11 protein-coding genes and 1 pseudogene are annotated in these 17,531 nt (G+C 56.3%); 9 read left to right on the plus strand and 3 right to left on the minus strand.

From position 1 onward, the window contains the following. Positions 1 to 2: 2 nt before the first annotated feature. Positions 3 to 398: an SMI1/KNR4 family protein gene (locus C4J87_RS00845; RefSeq protein WP_124365354.1), complete on the plus strand. Its 396-nt coding sequence runs from the start codon at positions 3 to 5 to the stop codon at positions 396 to 398. A gap of 72 nt (positions 399 to 470) precedes the next feature. Here C4J87_RS00845 and C4J87_RS26225 read toward each other — a convergent pair whose 3' ends face one another. Next, positions 471 to 761 (minus strand): hypothetical protein, encoded by a 291-nt coding sequence (locus C4J87_RS26225; RefSeq protein ID WP_256659068.1) that lies wholly within the window; start codon positions 759 to 761, stop codon positions 471 to 473. On the opposite strand from C4J87_RS26225, the gene C4J87_RS00850 reads away from it, so the two are divergent. After that, on the plus strand, positions 664 to 3,114 hold the full coding sequence (locus tag C4J87_RS00850; RefSeq protein WP_256680088.1) for a hemagglutinin repeat-containing protein: 2,451 nt from the start codon (positions 664 to 666) through the stop codon (positions 3,112 to 3,114). The genes C4J87_RS26225 and C4J87_RS00850 overlap by 98 nt on opposite strands. A gap of 375 nt (positions 3,115 to 3,489) precedes the next feature. On the opposite strand, the gene C4J87_RS00855 is transcribed toward C4J87_RS00850, so the two are convergent. Beyond that, positions 3,490 to 3,747, minus strand: a complete 258-nt coding sequence (locus C4J87_RS00855; RefSeq protein ID WP_032883635.1) for a hypothetical protein — start codon at positions 3,745 to 3,747, stop codon at positions 3,490 to 3,492. Between the two features lie 532 nt (positions 3,748 to 4,279). Between C4J87_RS00855 and C4J87_RS00865 the strand changes: the two genes are divergently transcribed. The 5 genes from C4J87_RS00865 (at position 4,280) to C4J87_RS00890 (ending at position 7,646) form a co-directional block, all read left to right on the plus strand. Continuing rightward, positions 4,280 to 4,795: a hypothetical protein gene (locus C4J87_RS00865; RefSeq protein WP_124365356.1), complete on the plus strand. Its 516-nt coding sequence runs from the start codon at positions 4,280 to 4,282 to the stop codon at positions 4,793 to 4,795. Beyond that, entirely contained in the window at positions 4,795 to 5,460 is a 666-nt protein-coding gene (locus C4J87_RS00870; protein WP_124365357.1) for a hypothetical protein, read from the plus strand. The genes C4J87_RS00865 and C4J87_RS00870 overlap by 1 nt, the downstream gene beginning before the upstream one ends. 15 nt (positions 5,461 to 5,475) lie before the next feature. After that, positions 5,476 to 5,781 (plus strand): hypothetical protein, encoded by a 306-nt coding sequence (locus C4J87_RS00875; protein WP_124365358.1) that lies wholly within the window; start codon positions 5,476 to 5,478, stop codon positions 5,779 to 5,781. A 970-nt stretch (positions 5,782 to 6,751) separates the two neighbouring features. Then, positions 6,752 to 6,949, plus strand: coding sequence for a hypothetical protein (locus C4J87_RS00885; RefSeq protein WP_124365359.1), 198 nt, complete (start codon positions 6,752 to 6,754; stop codon positions 6,947 to 6,949). 118 nt (positions 6,950 to 7,067) lie between these two features. Then, complete coding sequence (locus C4J87_RS00890; protein WP_124365360.1) at positions 7,068 to 7,646, plus strand: hypothetical protein; 579 nt, start codon at positions 7,068 to 7,070, stop codon at positions 7,644 to 7,646. A 117-nt stretch (positions 7,647 to 7,763) separates the two neighbouring features. On the opposite strand, the pseudogene C4J87_RS26230 reads toward C4J87_RS00890, so the two are convergent. Then, a pseudogene (locus C4J87_RS26230) lies at positions 7,764 to 7,981 on the minus strand (hypothetical protein). A gap of 493 nt (positions 7,982 to 8,474) precedes the next feature. On the opposite strand from C4J87_RS26230, the gene C4J87_RS00900 reads away from it, so the two are divergent. Both C4J87_RS00900 and C4J87_RS00905 read left to right on the plus strand, forming a co-directional pair. Next, the gene (locus C4J87_RS00900; RefSeq protein WP_256679942.1) at positions 8,475 to 16,775 is read left to right on the plus strand and encodes a DUF637 domain-containing protein; all 8,301 of its coding nucleotides are present in this window, start codon (positions 8,475 to 8,477) and stop codon (positions 16,773 to 16,775) included. Next, a complete protein-coding gene (locus C4J87_RS00905) occupies positions 16,775 to 17,440 on the plus strand; it encodes a hypothetical protein (protein ID WP_124365361.1) in 666 nt (221 codons plus the stop codon). The genes C4J87_RS00900 and C4J87_RS00905 overlap by 1 nt, the downstream gene beginning before the upstream one ends. The last annotated feature ends 91 nt before the right edge of the window (positions 17,441 to 17,531 follow it).

Consider the following 17,531-nt stretch of genomic DNA (forward strand, 5'->3'; position numbering starts at 1 on the left):
TGATGGAGAACTTTGAAGTTTTGATGAGAGAGAAGAAGGATGAGCATTTGTTGGATGGGTTAGATGCTGTGGATGATGCAGTTTTACGTGCTATCAAAGAAAATTTTCAAAATGTTCCCGAAGATTACTTGGCATTCTTAAAAGAGTATGGAGCTGGAGAAATTGCCTATGCAGGTATCATGCTTTACAGCGGTTTTTTAGAGGCTGAAGAGATTTTTGATGCAGGTGCTGCGAACGATTTTCGGGATATTCAATTTTTCGGAGATGATATGCAGGGCCGATGCTTCGGCTTCGATACAAGCCACAGCTGGTCTATAGTCGAAGTGGATTCTTCGGATATGAGTGTTAGAAGATTATGTGATGAATTTTCTTATTTTGTATATGGTTTGCTGAGTTGAGATGGTGGGGGCGGGCGGGGTCAGACAACTTTTTTTCGAATGTCTGCGGGGCAAATTTTGACATTACGCTCTTTAAAAATTAGCTTTTTTATTTTCATTTGCTTGATGCTTTTTAAGAAAGGCGGTTATAAAAATAACCGCCCATTTTTTATTTATAAGTTTGGGAGAATAGGGGTCAGACCACGTTTTTGCGCAAAGCTCCGGTTTCAAAAATAAAATCGGCGGCACGCCCGGCAACGGTTCGCTGATCAAGATCGGTACTGAACTGGCCAATAACCGCAGCAAGAACAGCAGCGAATTCAACAGCGTCACCGCCAAGCAGAGCACGCTCAACGCAGGGCAAGACTTGTCGATCGTTGCCACGGGCGCAGCGGTGGGTACTCAGGGTGATATCCAGATCACCGGAAGCAGCTTGAAAGCCGCCAACACCTTGTTGTTAGCCAAAAACGATGTGTTGATGCAAAGCGCACAGAACACCACCGACCGCAAAAACGAAGGGTCGAAAAATAAAACCGCCATTGGCGCCAGCTTCAATATTGGCGAGCAAAACGGCTTCACCCTCGACCTCGGAGCGCAGGGTGCCAAGAACAATGGCAATGGTAACTCCGTCACTCAAGTCAACAGCACCCTCGATACCGGCAGCCTGTTGTTACAAAGCGGTGGCGATACCACCCTCAAAGGCGCCCAGGTTCGTGCGGACCGTATCAAGGCCGATATTGGCGGCAACCTCAATATCATCTCCCTCCAGGACACCGAGTCTTCGCGCAGCAAACAGAGCAGCGCGGGCTTCGGCGCGAGTATTTGCATCCCGCCGTTCTGCTACGGTGCCACCGTCGCGGGCTCGGCGAACCTTGCCGCCGCGAATATGAACAGCGACTACAAGGGCGTGACCGATCAGAGCGGTTTGTATGCGGGTACAGGCGGCTACGACATCAATGTCGGCAGGACCACCACCCTGCAAGGCGCGGTGATTGCCAGTGAGGCGTCAGCTGATAAGAACCGCCTAAGCACTGACCGCCTGATTGTCAGCGACATCAAGAATGTCAGCGAAATCAAAAGCCAGTCTGCCGGTATTTCGGTGTCTTCCAGCAGTACCAGCGGTGCGTCTATGGGCGGCAGCATCCCGATAGCACTCAAGGAGAAAGACCATAGCTACACCCGTAGCGCGGTCAGCGAAGGCACGATTGTGGTTCGCAATGCCGAAGGCGCCAATGATCTGGTGGGGCTGAACCGTGACACCGCCAATGCCAATCAGAAACTCGACCGGCCTGATGAAAAGGCCATGCAAGAGCGTATTGACCTGATCCAAAGCTCGGCGCAGTTGGCCAGTGGGGTGATCAGTGCGGTGGGGAAGGCGAAGGCGGATGAGGCGAAAGCACTGGCCGATAAAGCCAAAACCCAGACCGAAACCGGTTCGCCGGATGCCGCTGGAACGGTGCTCGCAGCGAATGCCGCTTATACGGAAGCCCAGCGCTGGCAGGTCGGTGGCGACAAACGCTTAATGGCCGATATCGCGTCCGGACTAATCGCCGCAGGGCTGGGTGGCGCGCCTGTAGGAACGACGGTTGGTATTGTCGCCAACACGGCCTCCAGCGATATCTTCAACAAAATTGGTGATTACGCCCACTCACGTGCGACTGATCCGAATTCGGATGCGGCCACTCGGGCGGCTTGGGGTGAAGGCGGTGCGGCGCGTGAGATGTTGCACGCGTTGGCGGGGGCGGCTATTGGGTTGTCCAGTGGCAATGTGCAAAGCGGCGCGTTGGGCGCGGGAACGTCGGCTGCCTTGATGCCGACCATTGCCGACGCGCTGGGGAAAAATGGCATCAAGGGTGTGGATCAAGATGCAATGGCCGCCTTGATCGCGGCAGGCGCCGGGGCCGTGGTTGGCTCTGGGAGCGGTACCTCAGGTGCTGTTGTCGCGGGAGGAAACGCGATGTCGGTGGGCGTCTATAATCGAGCGGCTCATGAGGCGGAGGTGGCGGCGATCAAGGCTGAGGCGCAGAAAGGCGACTTCACGGAAGCGAACCTGGAGAAGGCCATGTGTTACATCATCAAGTGCTGGGCTCATCTGGAGCGAGGGACCAAGGAGTATCACGATGCATACTTGAATGAAGCCGATATGGTCGGGCTGAGTAATGAGCTTGAATGGGCAGATGCGCAAAGGGATAAAGGCCTGTTTAACTATTCGCTCACTGACTCGGTTTTTGATGCGGGAACGCGTGATGTCATTCCTGTGGTAGCTAACACCGCCAAGACTGTCACGGGAGGGGCAAGTGTTTACTCGGGGGGCACATTATGCGGCACAGTGGCCGGGTGCTTTTTCGGTGGGCCTATGATTGTATTCGGATTGGGGAATATTGAGGAGGGCACCTCAGCACTTTATAACCATGTTAATAATGAAGAGGGCAGTTATAATCATGTTAAACAGACTTTTGATCAGATTCCTGGCGGATATGGGCCGGTGATATATAGTGCCGCAGATTTCGCGTTATCAATTGGCTCGGGGTTTGTAAAAGTGCCTCTGAAGATGGGGTTGGCTGATGGTTTGAACAAGAAAAAATCAATATTTGATGTGACGGTCAGAAAGTTTGATAATAACCAATTTGTTCTTGGTAAAAAGGCGCCGTATGGTGGTGCAATGTTGCTATATTTTCTGTCCGTGGGCGCGAAAGGCAATAGCCTTTACAATGAGGCGGTTGATGCGAGCAAGTAAACTTATAAATACCCTGCTGCTGATAGTTTCATTGTTGGCGGTGGTGTGTGGGGTGAGTACGTTTTTCGGCATGATGGTCGCCATAGTGGTTGGTATACTGCTTCGCACAGATTCGAACTGGGTGTTCATCTGGATTGGATTTCCCTTGTCAGGAATATTTGCTGTGTACTGGATAGTTACACGGTGGGATTATGTGAAATCTTTTATGTCCGGGCGTGGTGGGTGGTAGAGCGGGTAATCGAGGTCAGATAACGTTTGTTTGAGTGTCTATGGAATTGAGCTTGCAATATTACGATCTTTAAAAATTAGTTTTTATTTTTGTCTATTTGAAATTTTTTAAATAAGGCGGTTATGAAAATAACCGCCCATTTTTATTTATGAAATTTGTGAATTCAACTTCCGCCCAATCACGTCGAGCAAATCACACCCATCTCTCAGCGGAATTGCCAGCAACAGCGCAAAGTCGTGAAGCACTATCGCATCACTGCTGATCTCCTCCCGAAACGCGAGGTTCTCCAAAAACTGAGTCACTGCACGAATGCGGTACGCAGCGGCGTCATAGAGAACATCGAGGGGGGCTTGCGTATCTATCACCAGCGCGGGGATGGTTGAATCGTGGCCTGTAAGGGGCATGTATCTGTTCATTTTTTGACTCTCTACTTAAGTGATGAATGCCATCACTCAACGTCGCCAAACGAATGGGTGACAGCTGTACGCAGGTTGGCGAACCGGCAGTAGAGAAAACCGGCAGACCCGAAGGTCTCCCGCGCACAGCCGTCATAAAACGACTTTGCAGGCGCGCAAGTGGCTGCAAAAAGCCCCCAGCTTGCGCATTCTCTACCGTCAGGTCGCCAAACCTGAATCGCCATGTGGACGACCGGCGGACTATAAGTCCTCAGCCTAAAAACGCGCAAGGCATCAAAAAGCCAATACCTCGTCCCGCAAGCCGGCGCCGACATCAACATCACCGCCTCGAAAACCCTCGACAGCGGCGCCATTAGCAACCGCTCCAGCTTCACCACCATGGCCCAGCGATACCACCCTCAACGGTGCCCAGGTTCGTGCGGACCGTATCAAGGCAGATATTGGCGGCAACCTCATCCCGATAGCACTCAAGGAGAAAGACCATAGCTACACCCGTAGCGCGGTCAGCGAAGGCACGATTGTGGTTCGCAGTGCCGAAGGTGCCAACGACCTGGTGGGGTTGAATCGCGACACCGCCAACGCCAATCAGAAACTCGACCGGCCTGATGAAAAGGCCATGCAAGAGCGTATTGACCTGATCCAAAGCTCGGCGCAGTTGGCCAGTGGGGTGATCAGTGCGGTGGGGAAGGCGAAGGCGGATGAGGCGAAAGCACTGGCCGATAAAGCCAAAACCCAGACCGAAACCGGTTCGCCGGATGCCGCTGGAACGGTGCTCGCAGCGAATGCCGCTTATACGGAAGCCCAGCGCTGGCAGGTCGGTGGCGACAAACGCTTAATGGCCGATATCGCGTCCGGACTAATCGCCGCAGGGCTGGGTGGCGCGCCTGTGGGAACGACGGTTGGTATTGTCGCCAACACGGCCTCCAGCGATATCTCTTCAACAAGATTGGCGATTATGCCCAGTCGCGTGCGACTGATCCTAAGTCGGATGCGGTCACTCGGGCGGCTTGGGCTGAAGGCGGTGCGGCGCGTGTGATGTTGCACGCGTTGGCGGGGGCGGCTATTGGGTTGTCCAGTGGCAATGTGCAAAGCGGCGCGTTGGGCGCGGGAACGTCGGCTGCCTTGATGCCGACCATTGCCGACGCGCTGGGGAAAAATGGCATCAAGGGTGTGGATCAAGATGCAATGGCCGCCTTGATCGCGGCAGGCGCCGGTGCCGTGGTTGGCTCTGGGAGCGGTACCTCAGGTGCTGTTGTCGCGGGAGGAAATGCGATGTCGGTGGACGTCTATAATCGAGCAGCTCATGAGGCGGAGGTGGCGGCGATCAAGGCTGAGGCGCAGAAAGGCGACTTCACGGAAGCGAACCTGGAGAAGGCCATGTGTTACATCATCAAGTGCTGGGCTCATCTGGAGCGAGGGACCAAGGAGTATCACGATGCAGTTCTGACTGAAGCTGATATGGTCGGTTTGAGCAATGAACTTGCGTGGGCGGATGCTCAGAAAGACAAGGGCTTATTCAATTATTCGTTTACTGACAGCGTGAAGGACTGGGGCACGCGCGATGTTATTCCTCTGGCTGGTAGCGCAACCTCCTTGTTAAGCGGGGGCATTAGTGTAGGTTCTGGCGGGGTATTGTGTGCCACGGCCGCAGGCTGTGTATTTGGGGCGCCTATGATGACGTTTGGCGCGGGGAACATGTGAGAAGGCGGATCTGGCGTGTGGAACCATTACACCGGCTTAAATGACAACAGCAACCCCGTGAGAGCCGCCTTTGATCTTATCCCAGGTGGTTACGGACCTACGGTCTATAGCGGTGCCGATCTTGCTTTTTCAGTGGGAGCCGGTTTTGTGAAGGTACCTTTGAAATTAGGTCTTGCAGACGGCTTGAATAGGTCAAAATCAATGTTCGGTGTAACGGTGCGAAAATTTGATAATAACCAGTTCTACTTCTGGACTGGGAAGCCTATTCGCTATGGGAGCGCTGCAGCGGTTTACCTAAAATCTGTGGGTGAGAAGGGCTAAACTTTCTATGAGGAGGCCTCTCGTGATAAGAATTAACCCTATTCGAATGTTCATTTTAGCGGTGGGCTTATTGGGCGTTGTTTATGGCATTAGTTTTTTCATAGCTGTTCTGGTTTCCGGTTTCATCGGCGTCCTGCTAAAAACAACCGATGATTGGGTTTATCTTTGGATCGGCGCGCCACTTTCACTTGTCTTGGCTGTTTACTGGACAGTCAGCCGATGGGCGTATGTAAAGGAGTTCGTAACGGGCCGCAGAGGTTGGTAGACGCTTTATGCTAGTTAGGATGACTCTAACATGCCATCAAGCGAGTGAAATCAGCCTTGTACACCTACAGGTATTTATTGGGAGCATTGCTGCTGATCGCCGCATTACTCAATTGTTTTTTTCGATTTTGGGGCGATGCAAGGCCATTTTTTAGCGCGCTGATGCTTCAGTTATGGTTTGGGCAAGCTGTATTTGCCTATCTGAGAGGTGGCTGGGATTTTCGGAAGTCGACCGGCTTGGGGTACAGATACACTTTTTCGACTTTGGCGTCGGGTCGCATCATGGCGAACGGGCTCCTGAGAGAATCGGGAGCACAGCATCCGACATCAGCTTAGCGCTTTGAATGTGGGGTTCATGGAGCGCTTACGAAGAAATAAATGGATCGGTGGGTTTTTCTTATCGATCTCACTGTTTTCCATGATTCTGGCGGCTAGCCTGCTACTCGCGATGATTTCACTTGCCCTGCGCACTGACTCGCCTTGGGTATACAACTGGATCGGCTTTCCTCTTACGTTTGTATTCGCGGCGTATTGGATCTTCACTCGATGGACGTATGTGAAGTCTTACATATCCGGTAATGGGGAGTGTAGTGACCCCCTGCGATAAACCCCGACAGGTGTACTGCCGGGTACCTTTACCTGTTCAAGGACGATCAATGAAACCCGGAGAAAAGGCCCTGGCCGACAGCGATCTATGGTGGGTAGCATGATCGCGAAATTATACAAATATCAGCACGGCATTGGCCTGGTCTTACTCCTGGCTGCGCTACTCAATGGCTTTCTACGATTTGACGGTAGCTGGAAGCGCTTTTTCCTCATGGCGCTGGTGCAGTTGTGGTTTGGCCAGGCGGTCTGGCTATGCGCGAGGCGCCAGGGTGGCCATCGCGCCGGGCGGCATGAGTAAGGATGCCGACCCGGAGTGGCGAGCGGCGTTGGCCGGCTTCGCCCTGTTTTTATACGGGGTCGTATTTTTTTGAGTTTATGATCCTTGCATGGCCCATGTATCTACACGGAAAACCCTTATGAGAAAAGTTGCCTTTATCCTCTCGGCCCTGATCCTCACGGGCTGTCACTCCAATGTTCGCGACTCGTCGTCTAGCCTGCTCAAAGACGGCGTGCAGTTGCAGCAGAACAAGGTCGTGGCCGATGCCGAGCAAGCCAAGGTGATCATGCGGGCCACCGGTTTTACCTACCCTGTGCAGTTCTCCGTGCGCCGTGGCGGTGATTCCGATCATCGGCCGGAGATCCTCGGCACGGTGGTAGATTCGGGCCGGGGCAAGGTGTTCGGCTGGATCGCCAAGATGAGTGAGGTTGCCAACAGCGCGGCGGTCAAGCGCTTTCCGCAGTTGGAAGTGTTGGCTGATCCGGGGCAGACAATCGAGGTATCGGGCGAGTCGCGGGTGTATGACTCGAACTACTACCGCTACGCCGAAAAAATTGTCTACGCCTGCGGCCCTATGAGCTCGGCGTTCAAGCCGCAGAAGCAGAAGGTTTACCTGGTGGAGTTCGTGATCGTCGGCGCGGGCTGTGAGCAGCATGTGTATGACATCACCGATCCCGCGCAGCGTATTCCCGTCCTCGCGCCTACAAGCGTTTTTTAGAGTTCAGCAGAGTTGCTCTTTAAAAATATGATTTATTTTTTCTATTTGGTTGGCTTGTTGATGGGCAGCTAAGCCATAAACTCTTATCCGGTTAGTAGAAGAATAGTGATCTGACCCCTATTTTCCTCCAATTACATCGAGCAAGTCACACCCATCTCTCATCGGAATTGCCAGCAACAGAGCAAAGTCTGAAGCACAATTGCATCACTGCGGAGCTCTTCCCGAAACGCGGGGTACTTCAAGAACTGAGTCACCGCACGAATGCGGTAAGCGGCGGCGTCATAGAGAACATCGAGGGGTGCCACGAACCTAAAGTTATAGCTATCAATGCCTATGTAAACATATCCCTCGAAACTTGAATTAAGACCGCCATGATTCGCGCTCCCTTGGGAGTTGCACCTGAGCGCGATGCGCTCAGCGCGGATGTGAAGGGTGCAACCGGCGGCAAATACACCGCACCATCGAAAGACCAGAAGCAGATTTACGCGAAGCAACACCAGCGTAGGGTACGTTAAGCGCTGCCTGCGTCCTTGATTTCGCTGTTCATCCCGTTCGAAGCAGGCGTGAACATGAATTCCGATAAGTGGGATCCAATTCGCAGATCCTTCGCGAACTTTTCCCCTTCTCCCTGTACTAACCTATTCGGCGGCCTGATGGCTAAGTAATGGCATTTGCTCGATATGGAAATAAGAGCTGACCTTCTATTTCCCGCCAGCCTGACCTTCGCCTGCCGTTTGTAATGCCGGCAGTGATGAGCGAGCACCCAGCGTCGCTTACTTCCGCATGGATTTTCCTGTCATTAATGCCCGCTGCAACGAGAGTACGAAAATGGACGTTCGCCAATTCGCCTTCCTGGCCCGCCAACCTTCTGCCGCCCTGAAGCCGCGCAACGCGTTCTTCGGCCTGCCCAAGCGCGGGCTGGCGTTGATCCTCGCCAACGCGCTGTTCTGGCAGCCGCTGCTGGCCCAGGCTGATGGCATTGTGGTCAGCGCGCCAGGCACTTCGGTTGGCCAGGCGGGCAATGGCGTGCCGGTGGTGAACATCGCCACGCCCAACGGCGCGGGTTTGTCCCATAACCAGTTCCAGCAGTACAACGTCGGCCCCAACGGCGTGATCCTCAACAACGCCACCGGCACCGTGGTCAACACCCAGCTGGGCGGCTACATCGTCGGCAACCCCAACCTCAAGGGCGGCGCGGCCAGCGTCATCCTCAACGAAGTCAACGGCGGCAGCGCCAGCCAGTTGCGCGGTTATACCGAAGTGGCGGGGCAGTCGGCCAAGGTCATCGTCGCCAACCCGTACGGGATCACCTGCAGCGGCTGCGGCTTCATCAACACGCCGAACGTCACCCTCACAACCGGCAAACCGGTGCTCGACCCGACCGGCCAGTTGAAAAGCTACCAGGTCGACGGCGGCGCCGTGACCATCGACGGCGAAGGCCTGAACGCCAGCAACATCGACCGCTTCGACATCATCACCCGCTCGGCCAAAATCAACGCCCAGATCAACGCTCGCGAACTCAACGTGATCGCCGGGCGCAACGACGTCGATGCGCAAAGCCTGAAAACCACCCCGCGTGCCGATGACGGCAGCGCCAAACCGGAGCTGGCGATTGACTCCTCGGCCCTGGGCGGCATGTACGCCGGTGCGATCAAGCTGGTGGGCACCGAGGCCGGTGTGGGGGTGAAGCTCGACGGCACTTTGGCGGCCAGTGGTGGGGATATCCAGCTCGATGCCAATGGGCGGTTGAGCATGGCGCAGGCGGCGGCCACCGGCAACGTCAAGGTCACGGCGCAGAATGTCGACCTGACCGATAAGGTCTACGCCAACGGCAACGTGCAGGTCACCAGCGCTCAGAACCTGGTCAACCAGAAAAGCATCGCCGCCGGCCAGCGCATCGAACTCAACGCGGCCAACGTGAACAACCCCGGCATCATCGAAGCCGGCGTCGCCGCCGATAACAGCCGCAACACCACCGGCGATCTGGTGGTCAACGCGCAAACCGTCACCACCTCCGGCAACCTGCTGGCCAGCCGCGCCCTGGCGATCACCGCCGCGCAGGCGCTGACCAATCAGGGCGCGATCATCCAGGCCAAGACTGTCGACCTCAGCAGCGCCAAACTGACCAACCAGGGTGCCAGCGCACGCCTGTTCGGCGAGCAGAGCCTGGCGATCAACTCACCGGCCATCGTCAACCTCGGCGGCCTGATCCGCTTCGGCGAAGGCCAGGCCGCCACGCTCAACAGCGCCTCCCTGGACAACCGCCAGGGCCGTATCGAAATGGCCGGTGGCAGTCTGGTCGTGACCAGCGCCAACCTCAACAACAGCGGCGGGCAAGTCATCGCCAACGACCTCACCGTCAACGCCGGCAGCCTGAACAACCAGAACGGCGTGCTGGTGGGCAAAACCGCTACCGTCAATGCCAGTGACCTCGACAACAGCCTCAAGGGCCTGATCCAGGCGGACGGCGGCGCGCTCAACCTCACCGTCGCCAACACCTTCAACAACAACCAGGGTTTCGCCCAGGCCAGCGCCGACCTCAACGTCACTGCCGGCAACCTCAGCAGTAATGCCAACGGCGTGCTGAGCGCCGACACCGGCAAGCTGACCCTCACCGCCGCGCAACAGCTCAACAACGCCCAGGGCCGCCTGCAGGCGGGGCAGGGCGATATTGAACTGCACGCCGCGAACCTGGATAACCAGAACGGCGTGATCGTCGGCAAGCAACTGCTGCTCGACGTGGCTGGCGGTGACATCGACAACCGCGCCGGGCGCGTATTGGGTGACCAACTCGACGTGCGGGCTTCCGGCCTCGACAACCGCAGCGCCGGCCTGCTCGCCGGTGGTGCCCAGGGCGTCAGCCTGCTGCTCAAAGGCCCGGGCCAGTTGCTTAACGCCCAGGGCCGCATCCAGAGCGAAGGCCGGCTGCAATTGCAGGGCGAGCGTTTCGACAACAGCGCCGGCATCCTGCTGGGCCAGACCGTCGACGTGACCGCGCAAACCTTCAACAACAGCAACAAAGGCGCGCTGGTCAGCGATGGCGGCGACGTGGTGCTCAAGGTCAGCGACCTGCTCACCAACGTCGGCGGCCAGATCGATGCGGGCGAGCGCAGCGTATTGGTCAAGCAGCTCACCACCCTCAACAACGACGGCGGCACCCTGCGCGGCAAGCGCCTGGACATCGCCGCCCAGCAGCTGAACAACGACAACGGCCAGCTGCTGGCCGGCGCCGGGGGCTTGAGCTACAGCGGCCACGACCTGAGCAACCGCAAGGGCCTGATCCTCAGCGGCGGCGCCCTCACTGAATTGACCACCGCCAGCCTGGACAACCAGGGCGGCACGGTGCAGGGCGACAGCCTGAGCGTCTCCGCCGACAGCGTGAACAACGGCAGCGACGGCCTGATGGCGAGCCTGGTCGGCAATCTGCAACTCACCGTGCAAGCCCTGGCCAACCGTGGCGGCAAACTGTTCGGCAAAGAACAAGTGACCGTCAGCGGCGCCACCCTCGACAACAGCGCAGGCGGCCAGATCAGCGGCAACCAGCTCAACCTCACCTCTCGCGACACCCTCACCAACCAGGGCGGCCTGATCGAAGCCAACCAGGGCCTGACCCTCACCGGTGGCAACCTGGATAACAGCGCCAACGGCCAACTGCGCGGCCTGGGCGGCGCCAGCAGCAGCCTCAACCTCAGTGGGGCGGTAAACAACCAGAATGGCACCCTGGAATTCGGCAGTCAGGCCTTCAACCTCGACGCGGCCAGCCTCAACAACCAGAACGGCATGCTGCAACACGCCGGCACCGGCCTGTTCCACCTCAACACCGCCAACCTCTCCGGCAGCCAGGGCAATATCCAGGGCATGGGCAGCGCCGACTGGGCGTTCGGCAAAGTCGACGGCCTGGGCCGCGTGCAACTCAACGACGTGCTCACCTACAAGAGCGACCAAGCGCTGGCCCTCAAGGCCGGTGACCGCATGGCCAGCGCCAAGGGTTTGGTCCTCAATGTGGCCAGCCTGGACAACGGCGGCGAACTGCTCAGCGATGGCGACCTGAGCATCACCACCGGCGACATGAGCAACAGCGGCCGCGTCTCGGCTCTGCAAACCCTTACCGTCAAGGCCAACAACCTCAGCCAGAACGGCGGCCGCCTGGCCGGCGTACGCACCCAGCTCAACCTGAGCGGCACTCTGGACAACCTCGGTTTCCTCACCGCCCGCCAGCAACTGGATATCGCAGCCGCGCAAATCGACAACCGTGGCACCCTCGGTGCCCAGGGCGCGGTGAACCTGACCGCCGTCAACGGCATCACCAATGCCGCCGATTCGCTGTTGTTCAGCGGCGGCGACATGGCGTTGCGCGCCAATGGCTTCAGCAACCTTTACGGTGACGTCTACAGCAAGGGCAACTTGAGCTTTGCGGCGGTAGATGGCGGGCGTGCGGCAGGTTTCAGCAACCTTTCCGGCACTGTGGAAAGCGAAGGCAATATCGGCATCAATGCCGCGTTCGTAGAAAACGCCAAAGCGGAGTTCGAGCTGGGCCAGACACTGACAACCGGCCGTATAGAATGGGTTTGTGGCCAGCATTGCGCCGGCCACGACTGGTTCAAGCGCGGGCAGATCAACATTTACCAGACCTACCTCGAGTCGGCGATCAAGGACTCGGCACCTGCTCGCCTGGTCGCTGGCAAAGACGTGGTCATCCAGGGCGACAACGTTCAGAACCGCTACAGCCTGCTGGCCGCCAATGGCAACCTGAGCATCAGCGCCAACGACCTGCTCAATCAGGGCGCGGGCACCCGCACCGGCCAAAACAGCATCGTCGTGGGTACACCCAAACGGATCGACATCGATTATTGGGACCAGATGGAGTTTCACGACGTCCCAGCGTTCAATGCCGCCGTCGCGGCCGGCAACTTCGACCTGGCGCGGTTTGAAGCACTCAAGGCGCGGTCTTCCGATGACCGCTTTGCCGAGGTCAGCAACGTCACCACCTGGACCGACAACGGCGGCCCTGGCTACGCGGCGACGCTACAAGCCGGCGGCACGGTCAACCTCAACGTTGCTCGCACCCTGCAAAACGGCACCCTGCACGAAAACACCCTGGCACAACTCACTGGAACCCTCGGCGACGACCAGACCGGCATCCCCGTCGGCGGTATCAACATCAACCTGAGCAAACACGCCAACGACCCGAGCGCCCAGGCGCCCGGCAGCGTATTGCCTGTAGTGGGCGTGGCCCCCGGCGGCGGCTTCGTGCCCGTGGACTACACCGGCACCGCCTTCGCCCCGGTCGACCCCACCACCTCGCCCAACTTCCAACTGCCCAAGGGCGAGTACGGCCTGTTCGTCAAGAACGCCGACCCCACCAGCCACTACCTGATCGAAACCAACCCCGAGTTCACCTCGATATCGGGCTTCTTCAGCTCGGACTACATGCTCGGCAAACTCGGCTTCAATTCCGACAACGCCTGGCGCCGCCTCGGTGACGGCCAGTACGAAACCCGCCTGATTCGCGACGCGGTGCTCGCCCAAACCGGCCAACGCTTCCTCGCCGGCGGCCTGTACAGCGACGCCGACCAGTTCCGCTACCTGATGGACAACGCGCTGGCCAGCAAAGACGCCCTGCGCCTGAGCCTCGGCGTGTCCCTCACCGGCCAGCAAGTCGGCGCCCTGACCCACGATATCGTGTGGATGGAAAACCGCGTCATCGACGGCCAGACCGTGCTCGTACCGGTGCTCTACCTCGCCCAGGCCGACTCGCGCAACGTGCGCGGCAACAGCCTGATCCAGGGCCGTGACCTCAACCTGGTCACCGGCGGCGACCTGATCAACGTCGGCACCCTGCGCGCCAGCAACAACCTGTCCGCCATCAGCAGCGGCAGTATCTACACCGGCGGCCTGGTCGAAGCCGGCAACAACCTCAACTTGCTGGCCCAGGACAGCATCCGCAACGCCATGGCCGGCGAAATCCGCGGCAAGCAAGTCAGCCTCACCGCGCTCAAGGGCGATGTCATCAACGACAACACCGCCATCCAGGTACGTGACGGCGCCGGCATGCGCACCCTCACCGACACCAGCGCAGGCACCATCGTCGCCCGCGAAAACCTCGCCATCGACGCCGGCCGCGACCTCACCAACCGCGGCGCCCTCACCGCCGGCAACGACGCCAACCTCACCGCTGGCCGGGACCTCAACCTCATCGCCGCCAGCGATACCCGCGTGAAACACGAGTTCAGCGACGGCGGGCACAAATCCAGCATCACCACCGACGTCAAAAACCTCGCCGCCAGCGTCACGGCGGGCGGCAGCATCAGCATGCAGGCCGGGCAAGACGTCAACATCATCGGCAGCAACGCCACGGCGGGTAAGGACCTCAACATCGCCGCCGGCCGCGACTTCAACGTCGCCTCGGTCAGCGACATGCACAACGTCGAAGGCAAGGAAAAACACGGCAAAAAACGCATCAAGACCTCGGACGACCAGACCACCCAAGTGGCCAGCGTACTGACGGCGGGTGGGGATTTTGTCAGCCAGGCTGGGCGTGACACCACGATCGTGGCGAGCAGGATCAGTGCGGGGAATGAGGCTTATCTTTATAGCGGGAATAAGTTGAGTTTGCTGGCGGCTGAGAACAGTACGCATACGTTGTATGACATGAAGGAAAACGGCGGCTGGGGTTCCAAGAAAACCCAGCGCGACGAGGTCACGCGCATTACCAACGTCGGCACTGAAATCAAGACCGGCGGCGACCTGATACTCAAGAGTGAAGGAGATCAGACCTATCAACTTGCCAAGCTTCAAAGCGGCAAGGACATCACCCTAGATAGTGGTGGCGCGATTACTTTTGAAGCGGTCAAGGATCTGCATCAAGAGAGCCATGAGAAGAGCAATAACAATGCGTTTTGGGTTTCCTCCAAAGGTAAAGGCAACACCGACGAAACCGTCCGCCAAAGCCAGCTGATTGCCGAAGGCAATGTAGCTATCAAAGCGGTTGCCGGTTTGAGGATCGACATCAACCAAGTCAGTCAGGAAACCGTCAGCCAATCCATTGATGCGATGGTTAAGGCTGATCCGCAGTTGGCTTGGATCAAGGATGCTGAAAAGCGTGGGGATGTGGATTGGAGGCAGGTCAAAGAGATCCATGACAGCTTCAAATACAGCAACTCGGGTTTGGGGCCTGCTTCGCAGATCATTATTGCGATTGTGATGGCGGCAGTGGTCGGGCCGCTGGCGGCAGGCGCAATGGGCACCGCTACTGGAGGCATGGTTGCGGCCGGAACCATTTCCGTAGAAACCGCGGCCGGCATTTCAGCTGCGGCAGGTGCCGTTGCAGCAGGGGCAGCGACCAATGCAACCGTCAGTGTCGTTAATAACCGAGGCAACCTGGGCGCGGTATTCAAGGACGTAACGTCTTCGGATGCGATGAAGGGGTACGTTATTGCAGGAGCAACAGCCGGTCTGACTGCCGCTTATTTCGATGGTTGGACGGGTACCAAGACCGAGTACGGGACAGGGAATATTACGTCTCCGCCTTTGAATACATGGGCCGGGGCAGGGCAGTTTGCTGCGAATCAGACGTTGCAGAACGGTACGTCGATGCTTGTTGGCAAGGCTTTAGGACAAGGTGGAAGTGGCAGTGACGCGCTGAAAAGCGCGCTATTCAACACGCTTGCGGCAGTCAGCTTTAATGCTGTGGGGGACTATACAAAAGGGCGTTTGACCGACGGATATCCGCCGAAAATCATCGTTCATGCAATGGTGGGTGGTTTGCTTGCAGAGGCTACTGGGGGCGATTTTAAAACTGGAGCTTTGGCAGCCGGAATCAATGAAGCTGTAGTTGGCCACTTGAACACCCTAGTCAAGGGCAACAAGACCCTTCTCTCGATGAGCTCTCAAATTGTAGGTGTAATTGCGGCTGCTACGCAGCAGGATGCCGACGCTAAATCGTTGGAAAAGGGTGGCTGGGTGGCGAAAAACGCTACGCAGTACAACCATGCTCTTCACAAATCCCAAACCGATGCGCTGGATGAACAGCGACGGTTCCATCCTGAAAAAGCTGATCGTTTGAACGCAGCTGCCTGCGCGTTGGCTCGCTGCGCAGATTCGATTCCGACCGACGATCCTACCTACGGTAAGTTCAAGGCACTTCAGGATAATGGGGCTACTTATAGTGAAGAGATTGCGCTGCTTCAAGCAACCGGCCAGTTCGGTGGGCGCAGTTGGAAGGATTGGAGCGATGACACACTTAATGCTCATGGTAAGGCCGTACAGGTCGTTGGCGCGAGCAAGGATACTGCCCTTGGGCTCACGGGAGGAGCCGCGGCATATGCAGGGATGTTGGTTTCGTCACCTGCCTGTGTCGGCGTAGTTACGTGTGCCTTACCGGTCGGCCTAGGTGCACTGGGCACCACGTCAATGGTGGGTGCTTGGGACTCGGCCAGCCAAATTACGGCGGATTTCAGGTCCGGTGAGCCTGAAAAAGTTGCGGCTTCTTTTTATCCTGAAACCTTTCCCGGAGAATCAAGTGCGACGTCTGACCTGGCAACCAGTACAGCTAAATCGGTAGCGCTGGCGGCGTTGTTCGGCGGGGCAGGTAAATATTTTAGTGGAAAATTAGCTGGAGATGCGTCCAGCGCAGCGGCTACGAAAGAACTTCTGGCTCCTAGTCGAAGTGGGTTGGACCTTTCCAAGGTCGACGTTTTGACTATAAGGGATGCGCGGAAATTAGATGGCGAAAATAGAGGTCTGATTTTTGTCCAGGAGCCTCAAGGAGACTTTGCTAAACCGTTCGTTAAGTTCGAAGCGGGTACAACAGGGGCATTTTCTGATGTTCTATCGCAGCGTAAAGCGGTTCCGGCAATTAGATTTGACAATCCCAATCCGAACGGCAACAATTTTATTAAGTTTGACGGTATAGAGGATATTAACGGTATCACCTTGATTGATCGAAAAACGGCGCTAACTACATTTGATAAACAGATACAGAGCGTTCAGCGAGTATCGGCAGCGCTAAAGCAGAATCCGGGAGTTAAGGCGGTTTTTGAATTCCCCAATCAAAAAGCAGCTGATAGGGCAACAGATATCCTTGTTGAGCAAAATATCAGAAATATTTCTGTAAGGGTGGCACCTTAATGACTAAATATAAGCTTGAATTTCGACATAGACCTAATTTTTCAGAGTCTATCGAAGATAGGCATAATAATTTCTTGAGCGCTATAAGCGATTTGGGCGTTCCATGGGGTTTGAACGATTCCCTTAAAGTTCCCCCCATTGGAAGCGAGTTGGTGACCTCGGTGTCATTAGATAAGCTACTTCCAGTCGGCGTTAAAGGTCGAATTTCATACGCCCTACGAGATCATAAATATCTGGAAGATGATGCGCAGTTTGATGACACTCTATTTATTGAATTTACAGCTTCAAAAGTTGACTATTCAAATTTGTTGAAAGTTGTTTTTCCTAAATATATTAAGGCGTTTGGTTCCTATCGCTCGGCTTTGCATGATTGGAGTGTTACGAGAAGCGATTGGCCTTCAGTGGTAGAAGCTTGTGAAGCTACAAAGAAAGACGTCAATGGCAGGGATGGTGTTTTTCGTATAAATGCAGCGAATTATTTCGATAAGGAATTGTGTTTTCGTGCTTTTGGAAAGGGACCGCGTGAACTTGTTGATTTAATAAGTGATTATGTAGAAGAAGTGCGTGAGTTTGAAGAGGGGGTTTTGATTGTGATTAGTTATAATCCGCTATCTGCGGACGAGCTCCTCAGTGCGGGTGATCGACTAAAAAGCTTGGTGATTTGATTTTTGTGGTCAAGATGGTCGGCGTAGGGCTGTTTTGACTGGGCCTGGTAAAGTTGGTGGGAAGATTCTGCTTTTATGGTTCTTTAATAAA

Origin of the sequence: Pseudomonas sp. R1-43-08 (assembly GCF_003852255.1) — a bacterium.
GTDB lineage: Bacteria > Pseudomonadota > Gammaproteobacteria > Pseudomonadales > Pseudomonadaceae > Aquipseudomonas.